Source organism: Burkholderia sp. A2 (assembly GCF_001729305.1).
Classification (GTDB): domain Bacteria; phylum Pseudomonadota; class Gammaproteobacteria; order Burkholderiales; family Burkholderiaceae; genus Burkholderia; species Burkholderia sola.
In genome coordinates, this window is record NZ_LZXX01000123.1 from 13033 (window position 1) to 32646 (window position 19614).

Consider the following 19614-nt stretch of genomic DNA (forward strand, 5'->3'; position numbering starts at 1 on the left):
GGCAGGATGGAACCGTGATCGAGTTCGTACCGTTCCCATCGAAGACGGCACCGGGAGGCGAGGCGCGTTACCGCGACCCTGCGAATCCGCTCAACACCTGGTCTGGTTGGGGCCAACGTCCTGCATGGGTCGTGGCCTACCTGGATCAAGGTCGAAAGCTGGAGGAGTTCCACATTCCCAATGCCGCGCCGATCACGCGCCCGAGCTATCGCGATCCCGAGAATCCGGCCAATACGTGGTCGGGCTTTGGCCGGCGGCCGGCGTGGTTGATGGCGTACTTGAACGCTGGTCGAACGCTCGATGAATTCGAGGTGACGGAAGAAAAGAAAGGATGAGGCATGGGACAGGTCATTCCAATTAAGACAGGTAAGCGTGTTCGCCGCGAACGTCGCGCGCGGAAGTTCGCTGCTCTCTGTGAGCGCGCTACACCGGCCCTGGCCGGCGCTGCTCGTTTAATTGGTCGCCTGTTGCGTGATACCGCGTGGATGCTTGCGTGCGGCTCTCTTCGTCTCTTTGGCCGCTACATACGGTTTGGGTTGACGCTTGTTGTTCTCGCGGGCCTCGTTGTCCTTGGTGTCGAATACGCTCATCACTGGCCGCACCCTCGGAATGCGATCATCACAGGACTTGTGATAATTGCGCTGCTGGGCCTGCGTGAAGCGTTGATTAGACTGGAACGCCGAGCGCTCTTTTAAGCCCCCTTATGGAGATAACGCCATGAATAAGAAAGCTGTCTCATGCGCCCTCGTACTCACGCTTGGTTTGTCAGGCCCGCTCGTCGCTTTCGCCTCACCGTGTGACTCCCTTGTCTGCATGACAGGCAAGGCGATGGGGCAGTCAGGCGGCGATAGCTGCAACCAGCCGATCAGCGATTTCCTGTCCATCAAGAAGTTCCACCACGGGCACCTTGACCTAAGCGCGACGGCCGATGCACGCAGGCAATTCCTCAACGAATGCCCTGACGCTAACCAGTCCAACGCGGGCAATGTGGATCAGGTTATCAGCCTCTTTGGCGCGATGGAATAACCTGTAACGGCATAGTTACGAATTAACAATTTCTGATATTCGATAATTGTCGCAGATTACCTGACATATTTACCAGCTTGATTTTAGCTTTGAAGCCTGGTATGGAATTATTCATATTGGGTAAAATAAAGGCGAAATAAAAAGGGAGAGAAGTTGCCTTCTCTCCCTTTCTCGTACTGCGGCGGCTATTAGAGCCTTCTCCCTAGAACCCGACTTCCTCATCGCTGATATCAGCCGTCGAGCGTTGCGGCACCACGTCAAGCGCGATGCGAACAGAGTTGTCCGCGTTACGCTTGCGCCGGCCGAACACGATGAGGCGCGGTGCTGCCTTCCAGTCGTCCTCCGTGTACTCGTTATCGACGCCAGGCGTCAGGGGCAAAACGGTCAGATAGCCTGTGTAGTCCGGCGACTTGTCCGTTTTCTTCTTCTCGCTGCGAAAGAGTCGCCCCGAGAAATGCACCTGCCCCTTCGCGCCAATCGACAAGTCGAGAAACTGCGTATCCGAACCGTTGCGCGCTTCCTTGAGGAAGGCCGACAACGGAACCGATACCCCTTCGAGCTTGATCGATCCTGTAAACATCGGCCCGTTTTCGCGGGCGTGGTCGGCATCTACAGGAAACAGAGCGGCGGTGGTACGGGTCGTTTCGGTCAACATGATGAACCTCCTTCAAGGGTCTGAAAAAGGCCATCCGGGAGCGTCGAGAGACGCACCACGGATAGCGCAGTGCGTCTCTCGACAACCCAAAGGTAGGACAAAAAGCGGGAGTTTACAAGCCCGATACAGCGGTTTCGGGCTGAGTGTACTTATTGCGCTTCGGTGACTGCCGCCGCGTCGTCCAGCTCGGCCGGCGTGCCGTACTGCTCAAAGGTGGCCGTCAGAATGTCGAAGCTGTGGCGCGCGGCATTGCGCACGGCTGTTGAGGGGCTTTCGAGCGTTGCGCCAAGCAATTCCGCGGTGGAGTTCACGAACCAAATGGGCGACGTGAGTACGCGCCCAGGGAATGCCGTGCTGAGGCCGTCGATAAGCCGCTGCGCGGCTTCCTGCGCGTGCTTGTTGGTTGACCAGGCAGACGGCAGCGCGACCGCGTTAGGCATGGCCTGCAAGTCAAGCGCGACGGCTTCTAGATCTTCCTCCGACGCGCGAAACGGCAGGATGGTGAGGTGTGCCGACTCGGCCATCGCCTTGTCGAACGCGGGCCGGTTGCCGCCGCCGTCAACGATCAGCCAGCCGTTAAGGTTGCTCTGGCTCGCCGTGATTACCTGCGCAAGTGCGTTCGGGTCGCGCCCATCGAGCACGCCATACGGACGGCCTTCGGCCTTCACGCGGCGATGCGGGTCGGTCAGGACATATGCGGCCGGCTGTTTGCGGAGAATCGCGCCAAGGGCCATCAGGTGCGCGGTCGTGGTTTTGGTCGTGCCGCCCTTCTGCCCGCCAAGATAGACGATGTTGCTCATACACCCCCCTTCTCTAGCACTTCAAGCATGATTTCCTGTGCCGACACCATGCGCCCGGTGTCCCGGCTGCGATCTGCCGCTGCTGCCACATAACGCGCGAGAAGCGCCCGCGACGGGCGCAACGTCAGTTGCGTCGTGTCGGCCGGTTCTTTCTTCGCTGCGGCCTTGGCTGCCTTCCTTGCTGGTGCCACGCTCGCACCTTGCGCCGCTGCCGGTGCCTCGGCCGCCGCCGCGCCCTGCCCTGCCCCGCCCGGTGCCTCGGCCGTCATGACGGGGGCTGCGGCCGGTGCCGGCGCTGGCGCCGGAGTCGCCGCCGCAACCGGCACGAGTGGCGACGATGCCGCCGCCCCGAGTCGAGCTGCCAAATCAACTACCCCTTTCGGCTGCTTCATTTCATAACCTCATAAAGTTATTGCGTTACGGCGTTACGGCGTTACGGCGTTATAGAGCCAAAGCGTTACAACCTCATGCGGTTATAGCTTCGATCCGCTGGCCCCGCGAATTTTTGACGCTACGCGGTTACAACGTCATAGCGTTGTGAAGCTGTAACGCTATAGATCTATGACGTTCTGACATTTCAACTTCTCAACTGCACAACGTCATAACATCATACACCACTAACGCCATAACTGCGCAACCTCTTAAAGTCGTAACTTTAAAACCTCATAACGTCGTAACGTTTTGACACAATAAAGTTAGTCCAGAGGCCATAAGAGAGCGTGTACACGCTCTCCTTTGAACTAAAATAGAAGCGTGTACACGCACTCTCTTGGAGCTGACAGTGAAACACCCGAACCGCGAATCCTGGCTGAACTTCGTTGCCGCGCGCATGGCGTATCTGTTCGAAGAACTCGACGCCCCGCTGCCCGAGCGCGTGCGTATCGCGATCGGGTTCACGTCCTCCGGTTGGAGAGGGCGGCGCATTGGCGAGTGTTGGGACAATCGTTGCAGCGATGACGGCCACTTCGAAATCTTCATCCGGCCTGACCTCGCCAACTCCCCCGAAGTCATGCCGATGGAAGTCGCGGCGATCCTCGGTCATGAGCTGGTACACGCGGCCGTAGGTATCCCTGCCGGTCACGGCAAGGACTTCCGCCGGGTCGCGAAGGGCATCGGCCTTGAAGGCCCGATGCGTTCGACCACGGCCGGCCCGAAATTCCGCACGGCGCTGGAACCGATCTTGGCCGAAGCTGGCCCGCTGCCTCACGCCCGCCTGCGCACCCAAGGCGAGCGCATCGAGCCGGGTACGGAACCGGGCGACGAGGGCGGCCCGAGCACGACCGCCCCGAAGAAGCAGACACGGCGGCACATCAAATGCCATTGCGCCGAGTGCGGCTATACCGCGCGCACCTCGCGCAAGTGGCTTGACCTCGCCGGCCCGCCACATTGCCCGCTGCACGGCGCAATGGCCGTCGATGAAGGCTCCGAGGACTCAACCGACGAGCTGGAAACCGAAGAAACGTAACCGCGTAACTGCATAACTTCATAACCGCGCCGTGTATAATGCACGGCGCATTGCTTTTGGCTGCTCGACGGCGCGCACGGCCGGAAAACAGGCGGCTGCGCCGCAAAATGACGAGCCGGCACCGCTTACGCGGCCCCGGCGGTGGTCAACGATAGGCCAGTGGTTCACCCGCGCCCGCCCGTGGATGGCTGCGCTATCCACACCGCAAGGGCGTGGATAGTCCCGGCCGCTGGCCGGGATACCGCACCCAACGCACCGGCTCCCCGCGAGCTTTTGCCTACGGCGTGACCTCGCTGCGCTCGCCCAAATGAGATAAAAAAATCTCAACCAAGCGGCCCCGACACACGTTTGCGGAAAATCGGCGCTGTAAGCCGTTCGCGCTGGTCTAGGTAGGCTACCCCCTTAGCCGACGCGCTGGAGCGGCACCACGGGCCGGATTTTGCGCCGCAATCGCATCTGGCACCCAAGCCGCCCCCCCTTTTTGCAGACAATTGGGCGTGGGCGACGCGACTAACGATCAGCCGATGGCCCTCACAGGGGCCGGGTTGAGCGGGCGGGCCGGCCGCAGGACGGCTCGGGCGCGATTTATCCCGGTCTTAGTCGGTGGCGGGGCTTGCCCCGTCAGCGGCTTAGACCACGGCTCCGCAGGCCTGTGTGATTGGGCGGGGTGCCGGGGTCGTCAAGGCGCTTGCGCCGTGATTCCTCCGTTTTCGGGACGCTAGGCCCGGAAATGGGGGCTGGATCATATTACCCCGCGAAAAATCGGCCGCGCTAAAGCAGAGTGAGAAGGAGCGGCCCGCAAACCCTTGTCGCGCCGACATCGCACCGACAACTCCAGCACCTCGAAAGACAACTCTGTCCGTTCGAAAGACAACTCCAGCCCTTCAAGAGACAAAAACCGCTTGATTTTTGTCTTTCCCTCGGTCATCCTCTGACGCTGGAAAGACAATTTCGCCGCGAAAAATGTCCGGCGAATAACCGAATCGAGCGAGAGTAGCCATGTCTGACGAAAAGCCGAACCTCCGATACCTCGAATTCTCGCCCCAGGTGAACCCGTTGCTGGAGCCGCGCCAAATCACGATCAAGCGCCGCTATGTCGATAGCGGCGTGAGGCGCGAGCTGATGGACTCCGATGGAGTCGTACAGGCCGCGACGGTCATTCGCAACATCGAGGAAAAAGACGATGCGGAGTTCGTGAAAGTATTCGCGGCCGGCGTGTCGGCCAGCTACGACCTCTCACGCACCGGCCAGCGCGTCTTTCAAGCCGTCCTCGATGAGTACCAACGCACGCCAATGCAGGGCGGCTTCGCCGATGCCGTGTACCTGAGCTGGTTCGGCGAAGGGCTGTCCGGCCGCGACATTGGCATGAGCGAAAAAACTTTCCAGCGCGGGCTGCGCGAACTGCTCGGCAAGTCGTTCCTCGCGCCCAAGCTGCCAAACGTCTATTGGGTAAATCCGGCCCTGTTTTTCAAGGGCGACCGCGTCATGTTCGTGCGCGAGTATCGCCGCCGCAGCGCACAGACGAAGGCCGTCGATAACGGACAAGGCAAGCTGGACGTGTGAGCGCGTGGCTCACGCGTCCGGCGGCGTCGTGCTGGCCGCCATTGCGTCGAGCTGCTGCCTGCGCGCGTCGATGATCCGGCGCGCGACCTTCTCCATGATTGCCGGGTCGGCGTCGCACACGTCGATCATGGCGCTAATCAGCTCGGGCAAATCGAGCTGTGGCCGCAACAGCGGATACGCCTTCAGGTGCTTTTTCGCGCGGCGAAAACTGTCCTCGAACACGAGGATAGCTTTTACACCGGGCGTCGGCTCCTTTTTCTTCGGCACGATCTTGCGCACGCCGAATGCCTCGGTTTCGTCCTCGGCTAACCATTGGTCGGCCGTGAACGACACAACGCGGTCTTGCTTCTCAATCTCGCTCATCCGTCACCTCCGGTTTGCGGCTCGCCGCAGCGGCAAGCCAGTCTTCCAAAGTGAAATCCTCGTCGGCTATCCGCCGCACGTAGGGTAGGGCGCCTGGAAGGGGCAACGCCTCGGCCTTCCGGCCTGACCGTACCCACTCGCCCGTGAGGAACGCCACGAGCTTTCCGACCTGATAGCGGGTCGTGTGAAAGCCTGGCGTCTGATACAGCGAACGCACCAGCGCCGGCACCAGCTCATCGGCGCGCTTCGCGCGGACGGTCGAACGGATCTGAAATCGCCAGGCGCGCTCTGTCTCGGTCGTCATGCGCCAAGTCAGGCGAACGCCGCCGCCGGCGGCCTTCGAGTGAGGCAGCTTTAACAGCTCATAACCCGTGACGTGTACACGCTCTCCCGCCTCTAGCGCGTCGTGGAGCTTTTCGAGCGTATGCGCGTCATGCTGACCGTCCGTCACCATCAGGAACCAATGCAGCGTGCCGCCGTTGCGTTCAAGGTCGGCAAGAAGCAGCCGCGCGTTGGCCTTCCCAAGGCTCTTGCGATAGGCACGCTGGTTCTGGTTCACGAACACGTCATAGCGCGTCGAAAACTTTGCGCAAAGCGCCTCGGCGCGCTCGGCCGGCACCGTGCCGGCCGTGTGGTGCCGGTAACCGTGCCGAACGAGGTCTAGCAGCCGTTGCATCAGCAACGTCTTGTATCGAATAACGCTCGGTTCATTCATGGTTTATGCATTTTGCCTGGGAGGCCGAAATATGCTCAACGCATAGGATTGAATCGATCCATTCATTGATAATGCGGAGCCTTGCTGCGCAAGGCTTTCCAGTTATCCGGGATGCTTCGCATTCCCGGCTAATTATAAGAGATTCCGCACGCGAAGCGTGCTTTCTTCATACGTTGCCACTACACTCAAATTGCTGACCGCCACAAGCGGCCCTAGCGCGCAAGCATCACTCTGCGTCGCCGGGGCCGCCACAAGCGGCCAGCGACGCAGCACCAGGGCAACCAACCCTTGCATTGCCTGTTGCCCGAAGTGGTGTATCGCGCGAGCGGTTACACGGATCAGGGGCAGCCTCCATCGCAGTAAGCAGTCCGGGGGCTGACCACCCCTGGATTCCATCACTTCACGCGAGCCGCAAGGCTCAAGGCACGGCTACCAACCGTGCCGAGTGTGCTGAAGTCGTATGCGCGTAATGGCGCTGGTACGACTACGACGAGCGCTGGGCGGTGTAACTCCGCCCTTCGACTCAATCCCCGCGAAGCATTGGGGCGAGGTTGGGCGACACGGAAACGGGCACAGCGAGGAAATGCGCTGCTGCCCTGTGCAACGTGAAAACGGGAGATGGCTTAGGCCGTCGCTAGCACCGTCTAGGGGCTGCGGGAAACCGTAGAACCTATGCCACACACGTAGGCTGCTGAGGCGTTCCGAAAGGGCGCAGGCGTGCAAGGGGAAACCTGGCGCACGCGGCACCTACCGGCGCAAGCTGGTGGGGTCGTTGTATAGCTTAAGCGTGTAAATGCGGCCGTAGAGGTCGCTATGTGGTGGGGCATCAAGCCTGTCTGAAGACGAAGCCGTTGACGGCACAACAGGTAAGCGAGCCGCTTTGGAATCTCGGGCCGCTGAAAACCTAAAGGGTGAGAGGGAACACCTCACTGTTGTTGCTTGAGGCGCAGGCGTGGTGCTCTGGCGCGCAGTTTGGCGTCAGTAACGTTGCACTAACGTGGGAATCCCTAAGGCCGATACCGGGCTGGTAACCCGGTGGCTATGGGAGGGAGAGTGGATCAGTAGGGCCGCACGGCGCAAGCCGTGTAGCTATCTGTCGCGATTCGTCCGAAGCGCAGATAGCAGGCGAAAGCCTGTCCGAAAGTTCACGGCACACGTAAGCGTGAAGATGCGGGGTGGTTCCCGCAGTGGAGTGTTGGAACGGGCGCGGCTGGTACCCGCGCCCGTCTCGGGATTGGTCTCCTGAGGTGTCCAACGTGTAATTAACCCTTGAGAAAGGAGCTTGTCGTGGAAGCAAATCGCAGTGCAGTTGCCGGCCGTTTCGGTCGGAGTCAACCCGGCAGCCGTCAGGCCGGTGTCGTCAACAAGCCGCGCGCCTCGGCGCGTGCAAGTCAACCCGGCAGCGGTCAGGTCGGTGGTCAGGGCGGCCCGCCGTTTGGGGTCGATGGCATGAAAAAGCCGCGTGCTTCGGTGCGTGCAAGTCAACCCGGCAGCCGTCAGGCCGGTGGTCAATGCGGCCCTTTTCGGGTCGGTGGCAACCAGGGAACCGGCGCTATCGCGTCGTGCTCGCTGTGGCAAACCGGGGTTTGAACCCGGCACGTCAGACGACAAACAGGCCAAAAGCCTGCGTCAGTAGCGTCAACGTTGAGGGTGTGGGAAGCCTTCAATTGCTGTACGGCCGCAGACCGTATCTGCTCGGCAGGGTGGTGCGCCTTTTTAGGCAATCCGTCCGTGCTTCGGCACACGCCGGCCCAAAACCGGAGAGACGAAAGTCTCTCCGGTTCCTCCTAACTCCTGGAGCACGCCGTGTCGTTACCCAACGCTTACGCCTTTCAAACAGCGCAATCGACCGTGCTTTCGGCGGTCGTCCATGCGGTGCAATGGGCCAGCCCGTGGTATTGGATCGTGTTGGCAATCCCGCTGTTCGTGGTGTCGGTGCTGCATCCGGTGCCCTGGCGATTGCCAACCAACGATGCATCACTCCACGATTGGCTGACGTTTATCGGCAGGCGGGCTTCTGTTATCACGCTGTACGTGTGGCTGTTGTTCGTGCCGCTCGTGGCGTTCTTGCTCTACGTCGCAATGTCCGGCCTGGGATTTGCGAGCGCCGCCGCGAACTTCGGTGGTGAGCTGCGCGCGCAGCTCGGGCAATATTGGCCGATCATCCTTGCGGCCATTCTCTACGGTGTTGTGCTGCGGTTCCTGTGGGATCGCTATGCTGCGCCTCGGCTCTCGGCCTACTGGCGCTCGGCGCGCGTCATGCAGGAAACCGACAAGCTCGTTGATGCGCGCGAGGAAGTCGCGACGCTCAAAGCCAAGGCTTTTCAGCCGGAAAAATACTTTGTCGATGGCAAGATTTTTTACGGTCTGGACGAGAACGACGAGCCGATTTACTTCGAGCTGAAAGAGTTTTTCACCACGCACCATGCGGTGCTCGGGCCGACCTCCTACGGCAAGGGCATCGTCCTGCAAAGCATCTTCAAACAGTGTATTCGCGGCGGCTTGGGCGTGGTCTATGTCGATCCGAAAGGCGACGACTGGTTGCCGTATCTGCTGCAAAACGAGGCGAAGGCCGCCGGCCGCCGCTTCGTGTATCTCGACCTGAATCCCGGCGGCAAGGGCGTGTGGCATCCGTTCCTTGGTGGCGACTTCCGGCAGCGCCGCACGCGCATCGTGCGCGCGTTCAATCTCGAATCGCACGGCACCGATGCGGACGTATACAAGGCGAAAGAGCGCGCGCTGCTCGATGACGCGCTGGAAAACACGGACGGCACAATCAAATCACTGCTGGCCTACGTGAAGGATCACGGTCAATCCGGCGACCGCGATCTGTCCACGCTGCGCGATTCGTTGCGCGAGTGGTCGCGCGTCGAAACCTTCGCGCAGTCGGTGAAACGCAAGGGTCATTCCATCGAACAGTGTTTGATGAATAACGCCGTGGTGTACGTGCGCGGCGATCTGGCTGACCCGGTGGTGAAGGCCGCGACGAAGGCTTATATCTCCGAGCTGACGGCCGAAATCAAGCGCCTGAATCGCACGCGACCGGCCCATGTCACGGTCGGCATTGACGAACTCAAGTTCTTGGCGTGCGCGGAAATCAATGACGCGCTCGCCACGATTCGACAGTACCAATGCAATCTGTTGCTCGCTGCGCAGTCGATTGCCAACCTCGAAGCGCCGGACGATAAGCGCCTCGATGGCAAGGCGCTGGCGCGCGAATTCGAAGTCAATACGCCGATTAAATTCGTGTACCGTGCGGCCGACGAGCGCACGGCGGAATGGGCTGAAAAGCTCTCGGCCAATCAATGGCTGAACGTGGTGCAACGCGAGGCGACCAAGACGAACACGAACGGCGGCGAAGAATGGGAAGGCCATCGCATGGTCGGCAAACAGGAAGCGCCGATCATTGCGCAAAGCACGCTGCTGCATCTGCCCGCGCGCATCGCCATTGCGTACATGCCCGGTCGTATCGCCTCGAAGCTCTACACCAGCCCGACGCAGATTAACCGCGACTTCGCGTCGTGGGAGGCTGGCCCTGCCGGCGCTGAACAGCACGCCGAAGCCACGCCGACGCCCTGAATCGCGACTGCGCTAGAATAGAAGCGCATCTTTTGATGCCGGTAGAACCCCTGCACTGCGGGGGTTCCCCCGGTCCAGGCGTTCACCGATCCTTGCAGAAACGGAGTACGCCAATATGAGGATGCAGAAGTTGTATATGGCCCTTAAGTCGTTCCATGATCGGCTGGGGGTCGCACTCGATGGCAAGAAAGTCTGGAAAGAAGAGCTGCGCAAGATTGGGCTGATACTAATTGGCCTTGGGTTGACGGGGCCGTTACTCAACGGCAAAGCAGGAATGTGGCCTTTGTTGGTCCTGGGAATCGCTTTCGAAGCCCTCGGACTGATGGAGGACTCCGACAAGGAGGTCGATGATGTTTGAAGGCACCGGCACCTATTTGATTTTGTGCGGCATCTTGGTTGTAGGCTTGGGCGGCGCTTTCTGGTTTACGGAAGTGCTCCCGCGTCGCCACTCGGGTAAGCGGGAAAACCAGTCCCACTAGGGATACTGGCCGCGAAGTAAACAGGGACGCCTAGCGTCCCTGTTTTTTTTCGCGCGTCAGAAACTGAACGCGAGCTGTCCGCCGGGTTCTTCGTGGGCCAGCTCGGCGGGCGCGGCCGGCGCGAGCCACGCCGACTAAGGCCGAATTCCCCTTACACGGCGCCGGCGTCACGCGGTTCTTCACCTCGCTGCAATGAGGCAATCAACGGACACGACACGTTACCCCTGCGCGAATGGCACGCGCACACGAGTTGGCTCAGCACGGCCTCCATGCGCTTGAGATCGGCGAGCTTGTCCTGTATGTCCCTGAGCTTGTGTTCAGCGAGGCTGCTCGCCTCGTCGCAGTGCGTTCCGTCCTCCAGTTTCAAGAGGTCCGCTATTTCGTCGAGGCTGAAGCCCAGCCGCTGGGCGGACTTGACGAACCGAACTCTCGTCACATCGCCTTCGCCATAGCGGCGAATGCTGCCATACGGCTTATCCGGTTCCAGCAGCAGCCCCTTGCGTTGGTAGAACCGGATTGTCTCCACATTGACGCCGGCTGCCTTCGCGAAGGCGCCGATGGTCAGGCTTTCACTACCGTTTTCCATACGGCTTGACTCCGTACATAGGTACGGAAGTAAGGTTACGCTACTCATCAGAAATCCGGAAGGGCAAGTGTATGGCGGAACAGCAGAAAGGGCGCGGCGCACTTGCCGCCGGCGGACTGGCCGCAATCCTCGCGTCGACCTGCTGCCTCGGGCCGCTGGTGCTCGTCGCGCTGGGCGTGAGCGGCGCATGGATCGGCAATCTGACTTTGCTCGAACCCTATCGGCCGGTTTTCATCGGCGCGGCACTGGTGGCGTTGTTCTTCGCCGGCCGGCGCATCTTCCGGCCCGCTGCGGCGTGCAGGCCCGGGGAGGTGTGCGCGATTCCACAGGTGCGCGCCGCGTACAGGCTCATCTTCTGGATCGTGGTCGCGCTGGTACTGATCGCGCTCGGTTTCCCCTACGTACTGCCCCTGTTCTATTGAACCTGGAGTTCATCATGAAAAAGCTACTTGCTGCACTCACGCTCGCCGTTGTTGCCGTCCCGGTATGGGCCGCGACGCAGACGGTCACGCTGTCTGTGCCCGGCATGACGTGCGCGGCCTGCCCGATCACGGTCAAACACGCGCTGTCCAAAGTTGCCGGCGTCGAAAAAGCAGACGTCCGTTTCGAGCAGAGGGAAGCCATCGTGACGTTCGACGACGGCAAGACCAATGTCCAGGCACTGACCAGGGCCACTGCGGACGCGGGCTATCCGTCGTCGGTCAAGCACTGAAGTTACGGAGGTACTGCAATGTCATTCGTCACGCGCGCGGCCGATAAGGCCGGTTTGCTTGGCAGCATCGTGTCGGCGATGGGCTGTGCGAGCTGCTTTCCCGCGATCGCCAGTCTGGGCGCCACCATTGGTCTGGGCTTCCTGAGCCAGTACGAAGGGTTATTCATCCGCATCCTGCTACCGGCCTTCGCCGGCGTCGCGCTGTTCGCCAATGCGGTCGGCTGGCTCAATCATCGGCAGTGGCGCCGTACCGTGCCCGGCCTGATCGGCCCGCTGCTGGTGTTGGTAGCCGTGTTTGTGATGAGGGCCTATGGCGAGCGCAGCGGCTGGCTGCTCTATCCCGGTCTCGCCATCATGCTGGCGACATCGCTCTGGGACCTGTTCTCCCCGGCGAAGCGCGTCTGTACCACCGATACGTGTGATTCGGGCACGGGCAACTCGCGTAAAGGTTGAGTCGTGGCGCATCTAACCAAATCTATGAAAGAACGGAGCAAGCCCATGGTGACCTTGAAGATCGACGGGATGACTTGCGCTTCTTGCGCTGAGCATGTCAGGCAGGCGCTGGAACAGGTGCCCGGCGTGCGCGCGGCCGAGGTCTCCTGGTCCAAAGCGCTGGCCGATCTGACGGTCGATGAAGGGGTCAGTCTCGACACGCTGGCTGCCGCGGTGACGACAGCCGGCTACCACGCCAGGGTTGCTGACGTGCCGAGCCAATCCGCTGGCCTGCTCGACAAGGCGCTCGGCTCTGCGAGGGCTGGTGGGAAGCGTAGCGGCGATGCCGGCGCGCTGCGGATCGCCGTGATCGGCAGTGGTGGCGCTGCCATGGCGGCTGCGCTGAAGGCCGCCGAAAACGGCGCGCAGGTGACTCTGATCGAGCGCGGCACCCTCGGCGGCACCTGCGTCAACGTCGGCTGCGTGCCCTCCAAGATCATGATCCGTGCCGCCCACATCGCGCATCTGCGGCAGGCGAGTCCGTTCGACGCGGGCATCACCGCGACGGCACCGACCATTGACCGGTCGCGCCTGCTCGCCCAGCAGCAGGCGCGCGTGGACGAACTGCGGCACGCCAAATACGAAAACATTCTCGACACGAGCCCGAACATCAACGTCCTGCACGGCGAGGCGCGCTTCACGGCAAGCCATTCGCTCACCGTCACGCTGACCGCCGGCGGCGAACGTACGGTGTCGTTCGATCGCTGCCTGATTGCTACGGGTGCAACTGCCGCAGTGCCGCCGGTTCCGGGCCTGAAGGACACGCCGTACTGGACCTCGACCGAAGCGCTCGTGAGCGACGCGATTCCTGAGCGACTGGCTGTGATCGGCTCGTCGGTGGTCGCGCTGGAACTGGCCCAGGCCTTTGCACGGCTGGGCAGTCATGTCACCGTCCTGGCCCGTCACACACTGCTCTACCAGGAGGACCCGGCGATCGGCGAAACCGTGACGGCGGCCTTTCGCGCCGAGGGCATCGAGGTGCTGGAACAAACCCAGGCGAGCCACGTGTCGCACGCTGATGGCAAGTTCGTCCTCACCACGAACCACGGGGAGGTGCGGGCCGACCAACTGCTGGTGGCAACGGGCCGCTCCCCCAACACTGGCAGTCTGGACCTGGCTAGTGCGGGCGTGCAACTCGACGAGCGCGGCGCGATCTTGATCGACGCCAGCATGCGCACGAGCGCACCGGACATTTATGCGGCGGGCGACTGTACAAATCAACCGCAGTTCGTCTATGTCGCGGCAGCCGCCGGTACGCGCGCGGCGATCAACATGACCGGCGGCGATGCGCGGCTGAATCTTGATACGATGCCGGCGGTCGTCTTCACTGAGCCACAGGTTGCGACGGTCGGCTACAGCGAGGCGCAGGCGCACCAGGCGGGAATCGAGACCGACAGTCGCACACTGACGCTCGACAATGTCCCGCGTGCGCTGGTGAACTTCGACACGCACGGCTTCATCAAGCTGGTGGCGGAAGCCGGCACCGGCCGGCTCATCGGCGTGCAGGCGGTGGCGCCCGAGGCGGGCGAAATCATCCAGACGGCCGCGCTCGCGATCCGCGCAAGGATGACCGTGCAGGACCTCGCTGACCAGCTGTTCCCATACCTGACGATGGTCGAGGGACTCAAGCTCGCTGCGCAGACCTTCTCGAAGGATGTGAAGCAGCTCTCGTGCTGCGCCGGATAACCTGCCGGGGACGACGATGAACCTTGCCCGCTACACGGCCGAACTGGTCGAGCGCCTGACGATGGCCAACCAGTTGGAAGGCTTTGCAGATCTTTTTGTTGTACTGCTACGTGAACTCAGCGGGGGGGCGCCGGTTTCTCCGGCCGCGCTGGCGCTGGCCCTGGACTGGCCCGTCGGGCGTGTGACCGCTGCACTCGAGCAGGCAGTCGGCACCGAGTGGGACGACGATGGCAACGTCGTCGGGCACGGTTTGACGTTGCGTGAGACCCCGCACACTTTCGAGATCGACGGCCGGCGCCTGTACACGTGGTGTGCCTTCGATACGCTGTTCTTCCCGGTGTTGATCGACCGGACGGCCCACGTGGTCTCGCGATGTGCGGCCACCGGCGTGCCGGTCTCGCTCACGGTCACCCCGACCGTGATACAGGATGTTGCACCGGCGGGCGCTGCCGTGTCGCTGATCCTGCCGCAGAACACGCCTGACATCCGCCATGCCTTCTGCTGTCATGTGCACTTCTTTGCCTCTGCCGCCACGGGTCAGCAGTGGGCCGCGACACACCCTGGCATCGAGGTTGTGAGCGTCCGGGACGCCTTCGCCGTGGGCCGCGAATGTGCCGAACGGCTGTTGCGGTCCACCTACCTGCGAAACGTGGGGAGCACAGACCGTGCGTGATCCCACTTCACCCGGATTGACTCGTAGCGCCCGCTGGCGAGCATGGCTCTGGGGTGCGCTCGCGGCGCTCACCTGCCCATGCCATCTGCCAGTATTGCTGCTGGCACTCTCCGGCACCGCAGCCGGGGCGCTCGTCAGCGAACATATGGGCAGCGCCGTGTTCGTCCTGGTGGCCCTGTTTGCACTGTTTCTCACGAGAGCGTTGCGCGCGTTTCGCGCTTAATCGGCTGCCTGGGTTCAGGTCTATACTCAAATGAGATAATGGGTTCAGGCATCCCGGGGCCGCCGGTACGAGTTCGCACAACAGGATGTACCTGGTCTTATGGTTCGGCGTTCTTCTACCGGCGGACAGCAATGGGCCGTGCTGGCAATATGCCCTGAGCGGCAAGGGTGAAACATGTTTAAGCGTGTATCGGTGGAGAGCGAGGGGACGCCGCTCCCCGTTATGGTTCGGACGGCGGTGGCGTTTATCACGCGACTCTACGCTAAGGTCGCCGGCATGCGTGTCATTCCGAAACTTCTGATCTCCGTTCGCCGAACCGAAATAATGGAGGCCAGCAAGGTGCCGCGCGACACATCCTTCGTGCCCAGCGATCCCCCTTATGAGGCGACTATCGGGACTGCTAAGGAGGAAAAAGTCGGCTGGGATTACGGTATCTGCGGCGCCGCGCATTTGTACTACGATGCCCAGCGGCAGATCATCAGGCGAAGCGACGATCAGGACGTGGCGTGAGGCCGGTGCGCTTTGACAGTTGCGGCACCGACGATGCTCGTCCGCGTGCCCCATACCCCTCCGCAATTCCCAGGCTTGGCTGAGCCGGTCGTCGATCCACGGAGTCGTCCAGTTGAGCTGTACCTCAACCCGACGTCAGGTCGATGCCCAGAACGCGTCAGATTAGAGTCGCTTTCGTCATTCCATGACGTTATTTCGTCGATCTTCTAGCCCCCAGCCTGACGGATTTGCCACTAGCGTACGAAAAAGTCCGAATCTTGACGGCACCCCAACTCGCCCCATTGCCCCCACATCGGCACCACGCCAGGCGCGGCGCTGCAATGACGCTCGACGACGCGGCCGGCCGCGTCGTCGTTGGCGACGTCACGCGCGCCAAAGAACGTCCCGCCGTTGAGCTTCCATATAGCGGCGTCGTAGCGATCAGCCGCGGCGTCGGCCGCTTTCTGGTTGCCATCGAGCACGGCCGCGTGCCCGTCGCAGACGGCAGCGAGCGCGGCGGCCAACAGGCCGTCTCGCGCGTCCGGCATCTTCGCGGCCAGCTCGGCCGCCTTCAGGTTGCGTGCGTCGGCCGCATTCCCGGCGGTCGCGCTCGAGCGTTTTTTCGGCATGGCTCAACCCTCCGTGCGAACACAACCCAGCTCGCGCGGCCCAGCGAGGCGAGCGGCGAACCGTGCGCGTGCGACCTTGCACGGCATATCGCGTTTCACGCACGCTATGGCGCCCTCGCCGTCGCGTGCGCGCGCATAGTACGTGTGGCGATAGGTCGGGCGCTTCTCCGGCCCCGCTGTTACGTCCACGGCCCATGATTTCCACTCCTTGCCCGACCAGAAGGCGAGCGCGTCGGCCTCGTCGGAAAAAATCAAATGCATCTGCATGGCTTCGTCCTGTCGGTTGCGGCCCGCCGTAGCGGGCCGGCTTTCCTTCGGTCAAAACTCCGTGGTGAGGTAGGTTCCTTCCAGCGTTCGCACGACTTTCATGATGTCGGTCGGGTCGTCGTGACAGCTCTGTTCTTCGAGCGCGCCCCGCATCGTTTGGGCGTAACCCTCGATGCGCTCAAAAATGGTTGCCGGGTTAGAGACCACGGCAAACACGGCGTTAGGTGGCACGTCCTTGGCCTTCTGCATCTGCTTCGTATCCATCGCTTTCCTCGATTCGGTTAGGCGCGGCGATTACTCGCCAGTCAGCAGCTTGTCGAGCTGCGGGCGGAGCCATTTCGCGGTGTTGATGGAGTTGGCCGTGAGCTTGCGCACATAGGCCGACTGGCCGACTGGCGAGCGCGTCGGGCTGAACACAAAGCCGTTGCGCTTCATCAGGTCGCGCACGTCTTTGGCGGGCTTGGCGTCGAACAGGAACACGGCGCGGTTATCTTCCGTGTCCTCGCGGTACGTGTAGCCGTGGCCTTCTTCCTCGCGGTCGGTGCGCTCTGCGATCTTCTTCAGTGCCTCGATGCGGTCGCGCACGCGGCGGATATTCGCGCCGCTGTTGGTGATTTCATACGAAGCGAAGCCAACACGGCCGGCGAAGTCAGGCCGGAAAAGCGCGTCGATCGCCGCCGCCGTGTACCCCATGCGCTCAAGCCCTGCGCGATCCTCGCGGCGAATCAGGGCGTTCGTGCGCTTCATCTTCTCGTGCCGCGCCTCCAGCTCGGCCAGCTTGGCCGTGAGCTTCGGAATGGCTTCCGGGTCGTCGCCCGATACGCCGCCCTTGCCGACTGCTTCCGCGCGCCGGTCGAGCGCGTTCGCCGTGTCGTGGAGTTCGAAGGCGCGGCCAAACGTGGCGTGTACACGCGCTCGATAGCGGCGGTCGCGGCCCTCTGAGTGGTGGCCCGTCAAGATGGGCTGGCCGAACGGAATAACCGAAGCCATCGTTTTAGCGCGGGTGTACTGCATCGTTGCTGCCGAACGCGCGTGCGCTGCACGGGCGGCCAGGCGGGCACGGCGGGCTTCCTGCTTCGCTTCGTACTTGTTCATCGTCTTGCTCCTGTCAGGTGCGGCGGGCGCGCTCGCCCGCCTTGGGTGGGCTGCTGCGCTTAACACCAAACGACGTTGCGGTAATCAACGGTGCGGCGATACACGTTGCGGTCATTCCAGGGCATGTACGTGTATTCCATGTACGCATTCGTAAGTACTACCAACCAATGATTTAACCGAAGTGCGGGCATTTCGACCTCCATCGAAAATGGGTTCGCTTTTACTGCTGACCGGCTCCCAAGATTCCCGTCCCCTTCGTGACGGGTTCAGCGAGGCTGTGAGTGGTGATTGCCTTGCCGCCGTTTTCCCTGAGTTCGCCGCCCCGCGACGGATTTAGCCGGCCCGCTACGGCTGTCAAGGGTGAAACCGGAGGCCGCAGCCCGCGCAGCGCAGCGAGCAGGAACGGGCGAGGATTTCAGCGCGCTTGGCGCGCGGCCCTTGATGGCCGTAGCGGGTTGGCTATGGTCGCGTGACTGGGCGGCGAATCAGGGGAAACGGCCACAGGCGCATACCGGAGCCGAGTGGAACGCCGCGCGGCGAGCGCGTATGTGCGGCCGTTCGGCCGCACCTGACCAGGTGGTTGCGTTAGGGATTGATGCCCGTAGGGGCGAGACTCGGAACGAGGCTCGCCGCGTAGCGCGAAAGCCCGACCCGGCGAGCCGGGGAACGCCCGCATTCGAGCCGTCCCGGCCAGCGGCCGGCGCCATTGCGCGTGCGACTGGCTCATTCGTGGCCTACAATCAATCGAGTCGATTTGACGCTCTGCCACTCGCGGAGCGTCAATCGACGCTCCCGAGTGGCTTTCTTTTTTTGGAGGCCACTATGTTTAACGCGAAGTCGAACGTTACGGGACACCTGTTCAGAATCCACAAAGACATGACCGCCGATGGCGTCATGCTCTGGGTGGGCTTCCTGAACATCAACGATGACATGATCGCGGCATCGGCCAGGCTCTTGATTGTCAATGACCGTCCTGACGGTTTCGACATTGCGCTTGGTACGACCGATCCGAGTCAAGGTGGTTTGGGTTATTACGCGCACATTGTTCCGACGAGCCCGTTTCCGGGTTCTGAGCTGCGCGGATACCTGAAACATCACGACCGGAAACTCGATGATGTTTTCGAGGTGTCGGGTGCTTATGGCATCAATGCTGACGGCACGAGTCGCCTGGATCTAACGATCAAGGCACGTTGAACGTGGGAGCTGGCTTTTTAGCCAACGCAGGGGAAAGGCTTCGGCCTTTCCCCTTTTTTATGCAGCGTGCTCGCGCTGCGCGAGCACGCGATACAACGTCGATCTGTCGATTCCGAACAGGTCGGCTATCTCCTGCCTGCTGGCCTTGCCTTCGTCCACGAGCTGGTAAATGTGCTTGAGCTGCGCGGGTTCGAGCTTCGGCTTGCGGCCGAATTTCGTACCGCGCGCCTTCGCCGCCGCTCGGCCGGTGCTGGTTCGCTCAACAATCAGGCTACGCTCAAACTCGGCCATGCCGCCGAACACGGTCAATACCATGCGGCCGGCCGGTGTCGTCGTGTCGGCCCACGGCTCCGCGATGCTTCGCAGGCCGGCGTCGGCGTCGCGAATGCGCTCAACGATTTCGAGCAAATCGAGAATGCTGCGCGCGAGCCGGTCGAGCCGCGTCACGACAACCACATCGCGCGGCCGTAGGTGCGCAAGCAGGTTGTCAAGCTGCGGGCGGGCGCGCTTCATGCCGGTGATTTTCTCGGCAAATATGCGCCCGCACCCGGCCGCGCGTAGCTGCGCCTCTTGGGTGCTCAAATCTTGATCGCGCGTCGAGACGCGCGCATATCCGATCAGGAATGCGCCTGTCTCAATATCACGCGTGGCGTTGTCGGCGGGGTCACGCATCGTCGGTCTGTCAGTTTCCAGTCTGAGGCTCTAACACCGTGTGCAGCTCGGCGTTAGGCGTGGTGTTGACGCCGTTGAAATTGAACCAGCTTGATTCATGGCCGTTTATGTTGACCGATCGGAACACATACACTTTGGCCTGCTTCTGGTTTGCCGCAGCCTGCGCGTCTGCCAAGGTCTTTTCCATCATCTGAGCCTACTCCTACGCTAGTGAGAGGTCGCAATGCCTCTTCGCGCGTCGAGACGCGCGC

The 19614-nt window shown here is 61.9% G+C and carries 27 protein-coding genes; 15 read left to right on the plus strand and 12 right to left on the minus strand.

The annotated features are described in order from the left end of the window. Positions 1-14: 14 nt before the first annotated feature. From A9Z05_RS35410 to A9Z05_RS27690, 3 genes are read left to right on the plus strand one after another with little or no spacing between them, the layout of a single operon-like run. Positions 15-335, plus strand: a complete 321-nt coding sequence (locus tag A9Z05_RS35410) for an H-NS family nucleoid-associated regulatory protein (RefSeq protein WP_218077825.1) — start codon at positions 15-17, stop codon at positions 333-335. Positions 336-338: 3 nt separating this feature from the next. After that, positions 339-695 carry a hypothetical protein gene (locus A9Z05_RS36520; protein ID WP_141723496.1) on the plus strand — a complete coding sequence of 119 codons (357 nt, stop codon included), beginning with the start codon at positions 339-341 and terminating at the stop codon, positions 693-695. Between the two features lie 22 nt (positions 696-717). Beyond that, positions 718-1026, plus strand: coding sequence for a TrbM/KikA/MpfK family conjugal transfer protein (locus A9Z05_RS27690; protein WP_069620895.1), 309 nt, complete (start codon positions 718-720; stop codon positions 1024-1026). Between the two features lie 202 nt (positions 1027-1228). Here the strand turns inward: A9Z05_RS27690 and A9Z05_RS27695 are convergent, their stop codons facing one another. The 3 genes from A9Z05_RS27695 to A9Z05_RS37055 all read right to left on the minus strand — a co-directional run bounded on the left by A9Z05_RS27695 (position 1229) and on the right by A9Z05_RS37055 (position 2750). Continuing rightward, positions 1229-1681 carry a hypothetical protein gene (locus A9Z05_RS27695; RefSeq protein WP_069620896.1) on the minus strand — a complete coding sequence of 151 codons (453 nt, stop codon included), beginning with the start codon at positions 1679-1681 and terminating at the stop codon, positions 1229-1231. Between the two features lie 149 nt (positions 1682-1830). Further along, positions 1831-2481 carry a hypothetical protein gene (locus A9Z05_RS27700; RefSeq protein ID WP_069620897.1) on the minus strand — a complete coding sequence of 217 codons (651 nt, stop codon included), beginning with the start codon at positions 2479-2481 and terminating at the stop codon, positions 1831-1833. Continuing rightward, positions 2478-2750: a hypothetical protein gene (locus A9Z05_RS37055; RefSeq protein WP_084044481.1), complete on the minus strand. Its 273-nt coding sequence runs from the start codon at positions 2748-2750 to the stop codon at positions 2478-2480. The genes A9Z05_RS27700 and A9Z05_RS37055 overlap by 4 nt, the downstream gene beginning before the upstream one ends. A 512-nt stretch (positions 2751-3262) precedes the next feature. Here A9Z05_RS37055 and A9Z05_RS27705 point away from each other — a divergent pair. Continuing rightward, the gene (locus tag A9Z05_RS27705; RefSeq protein WP_069620920.1) at positions 3263-3946 is read left to right on the plus strand and encodes a transcription elongation protein SprT; all 684 of its coding nucleotides are present in this window, start codon (positions 3263-3265) and stop codon (positions 3944-3946) included. A 999-nt stretch (positions 3947-4945) separates the two neighbouring features. Continuing rightward, a complete protein-coding gene (locus A9Z05_RS27710) occupies positions 4946-5509 on the plus strand; it encodes a hypothetical protein (RefSeq protein WP_069620898.1) in 564 nt (187 codons plus the stop codon). Positions 5510-5518: 9 nt separating this feature from the next. Here the strand turns inward: A9Z05_RS27710 and A9Z05_RS27715 are convergent, their stop codons facing one another. Next, a complete protein-coding gene (locus A9Z05_RS27715) occupies positions 5519-5872 on the minus strand; it encodes a hypothetical protein (protein WP_069620899.1) in 354 nt (117 codons plus the stop codon). Then, positions 5859-6587 (minus strand): hypothetical protein, encoded by a 729-nt coding sequence (locus tag A9Z05_RS27720; protein WP_069620900.1) that lies wholly within the window; start codon positions 6585-6587, stop codon positions 5859-5861. Before A9Z05_RS27720 ends, A9Z05_RS27715 begins: the two co-directional genes overlap by 14 nt. A gap of 1806 nt (positions 6588-8393) precedes the next feature. Between A9Z05_RS27720 and A9Z05_RS27725 the strand changes: the two genes are divergently transcribed. Together A9Z05_RS27725 and A9Z05_RS27730 are read left to right on the plus strand one after the other, a co-directional pair. Beyond that, a complete protein-coding gene (locus tag A9Z05_RS27725; RefSeq protein ID WP_069620901.1) occupies positions 8394-10166 on the plus strand; it encodes a type IV secretory system conjugative DNA transfer family protein in 1773 nt (590 codons plus the stop codon). A gap of 115 nt (positions 10167-10281) precedes the next feature. Beyond that, the gene (locus tag A9Z05_RS27730) at positions 10282-10524 is read left to right on the plus strand and encodes a hypothetical protein (RefSeq protein WP_069620902.1); all 243 of its coding nucleotides are present in this window, start codon (positions 10282-10284) and stop codon (positions 10522-10524) included. A gap of 272 nt (positions 10525-10796) precedes the next feature. Here A9Z05_RS27730 and merR read toward each other — a convergent pair whose 3' ends face one another. Continuing rightward, the gene (gene merR, locus A9Z05_RS27735) at positions 10797-11231 is read right to left on the minus strand and encodes an Hg(II)-responsive transcriptional regulator (RefSeq protein WP_069620903.1); all 435 of its coding nucleotides are present in this window, start codon (positions 11229-11231) and stop codon (positions 10797-10799) included. Positions 11232-11302: 71 nt separating this feature from the next. Between merR and merT the strand changes: the two genes are divergently transcribed. The 7 genes from merT (at position 11303) to A9Z05_RS27770 (ending at position 15527) form a co-directional block, all read left to right on the plus strand. Next, positions 11303-11653 (plus strand): mercuric ion transporter MerT, encoded by a 351-nt coding sequence (gene merT / locus A9Z05_RS27740; protein ID WP_069620904.1) that lies wholly within the window; start codon positions 11303-11305, stop codon positions 11651-11653. Between the two features lie 14 nt (positions 11654-11667). Beyond that, positions 11668-11943, plus strand: coding sequence for a mercury resistance system periplasmic binding protein MerP (gene merP, locus A9Z05_RS27745; protein WP_069620921.1), 276 nt, complete (start codon positions 11668-11670; stop codon positions 11941-11943). An 18-nt stretch (positions 11944-11961) separates the two neighbouring features. Continuing rightward, positions 11962-12396 (plus strand): organomercurial transporter MerC, encoded by a 435-nt coding sequence (gene merC, locus A9Z05_RS27750; protein ID WP_069620905.1) that lies wholly within the window; start codon positions 11962-11964, stop codon positions 12394-12396. A gap of 45 nt (positions 12397-12441) precedes the next feature. Then, complete coding sequence (gene merA / locus A9Z05_RS27755; RefSeq protein ID WP_069620906.1) at positions 12442-14121, plus strand: mercury(II) reductase; 1680 nt, start codon at positions 12442-12444, stop codon at positions 14119-14121. A gap of 16 nt (positions 14122-14137) precedes the next feature. Further along, positions 14138-14794, plus strand: a complete 657-nt coding sequence (gene merB, locus A9Z05_RS27760; protein WP_069620907.1) for an organomercurial lyase MerB — start codon at positions 14138-14140, stop codon at positions 14792-14794. After that, complete coding sequence (gene merE, locus A9Z05_RS27765; protein ID WP_069620908.1) at positions 14787-15017, plus strand: broad-spectrum mercury transporter MerE; 231 nt, start codon at positions 14787-14789, stop codon at positions 15015-15017. The genes merB and merE overlap by 8 nt, the downstream gene beginning before the upstream one ends. Before the next feature lie 174 nt (positions 15018-15191). Continuing rightward, positions 15192-15527 carry a hypothetical protein gene (locus tag A9Z05_RS27770; RefSeq protein ID WP_069620909.1) on the plus strand — a complete coding sequence of 112 codons (336 nt, stop codon included), beginning with the start codon at positions 15192-15194 and terminating at the stop codon, positions 15525-15527. 233 nt (positions 15528-15760) lie between these two features. Here the strand turns inward: A9Z05_RS27770 and A9Z05_RS37060 are convergent, their stop codons facing one another. From A9Z05_RS37060 to A9Z05_RS27790, 4 genes are read right to left on the minus strand one after another with little or no spacing between them, the layout of a single operon-like run. Next, positions 15761-16135 (minus strand): hypothetical protein, encoded by a 375-nt coding sequence (locus A9Z05_RS37060; protein ID WP_069620910.1) that lies wholly within the window; start codon positions 16133-16135, stop codon positions 15761-15763. 3 nt (positions 16136-16138) lie between these two features. Beyond that, positions 16139-16402: a hypothetical protein gene (locus tag A9Z05_RS27780; RefSeq protein WP_069620911.1), complete on the minus strand. Its 264-nt coding sequence runs from the start codon at positions 16400-16402 to the stop codon at positions 16139-16141. Positions 16403-16453: 51 nt separating this feature from the next. After that, complete coding sequence (locus tag A9Z05_RS27785) at positions 16454-16666, minus strand: hypothetical protein (RefSeq protein WP_069620912.1); 213 nt, start codon at positions 16664-16666, stop codon at positions 16454-16456. A gap of 30 nt (positions 16667-16696) precedes the next feature. Further along, positions 16697-17497 (minus strand): DUF3560 domain-containing protein, encoded by an 801-nt coding sequence (locus A9Z05_RS27790; protein WP_069620913.1) that lies wholly within the window; start codon positions 17495-17497, stop codon positions 16697-16699. Positions 17498-18319: 822 nt separating this feature from the next. Between A9Z05_RS27790 and A9Z05_RS27795 the strand changes: the two genes are divergently transcribed. Next, on the plus strand, positions 18320-18691 hold the full coding sequence (locus tag A9Z05_RS27795) for a hypothetical protein (RefSeq protein WP_069620914.1): 372 nt from the start codon (positions 18320-18322) through the stop codon (positions 18689-18691). A gap of 57 nt (positions 18692-18748) precedes the next feature. Here A9Z05_RS27795 and A9Z05_RS27800 read toward each other — a convergent pair whose 3' ends face one another. Both A9Z05_RS27800 and A9Z05_RS27805 read right to left on the minus strand, forming a co-directional pair. Continuing rightward, positions 18749-19363 carry a recombinase family protein gene (locus A9Z05_RS27800; RefSeq protein WP_069620915.1) on the minus strand — a complete coding sequence of 205 codons (615 nt, stop codon included), beginning with the start codon at positions 19361-19363 and terminating at the stop codon, positions 18749-18751. Between the two features lie 10 nt (positions 19364-19373). Further along, positions 19374-19553 carry a hypothetical protein gene (locus tag A9Z05_RS27805; RefSeq protein WP_069620916.1) on the minus strand — a complete coding sequence of 60 codons (180 nt, stop codon included), beginning with the start codon at positions 19551-19553 and terminating at the stop codon, positions 19374-19376. Between the last annotated feature and the right edge of the window lie 61 nt (positions 19554-19614).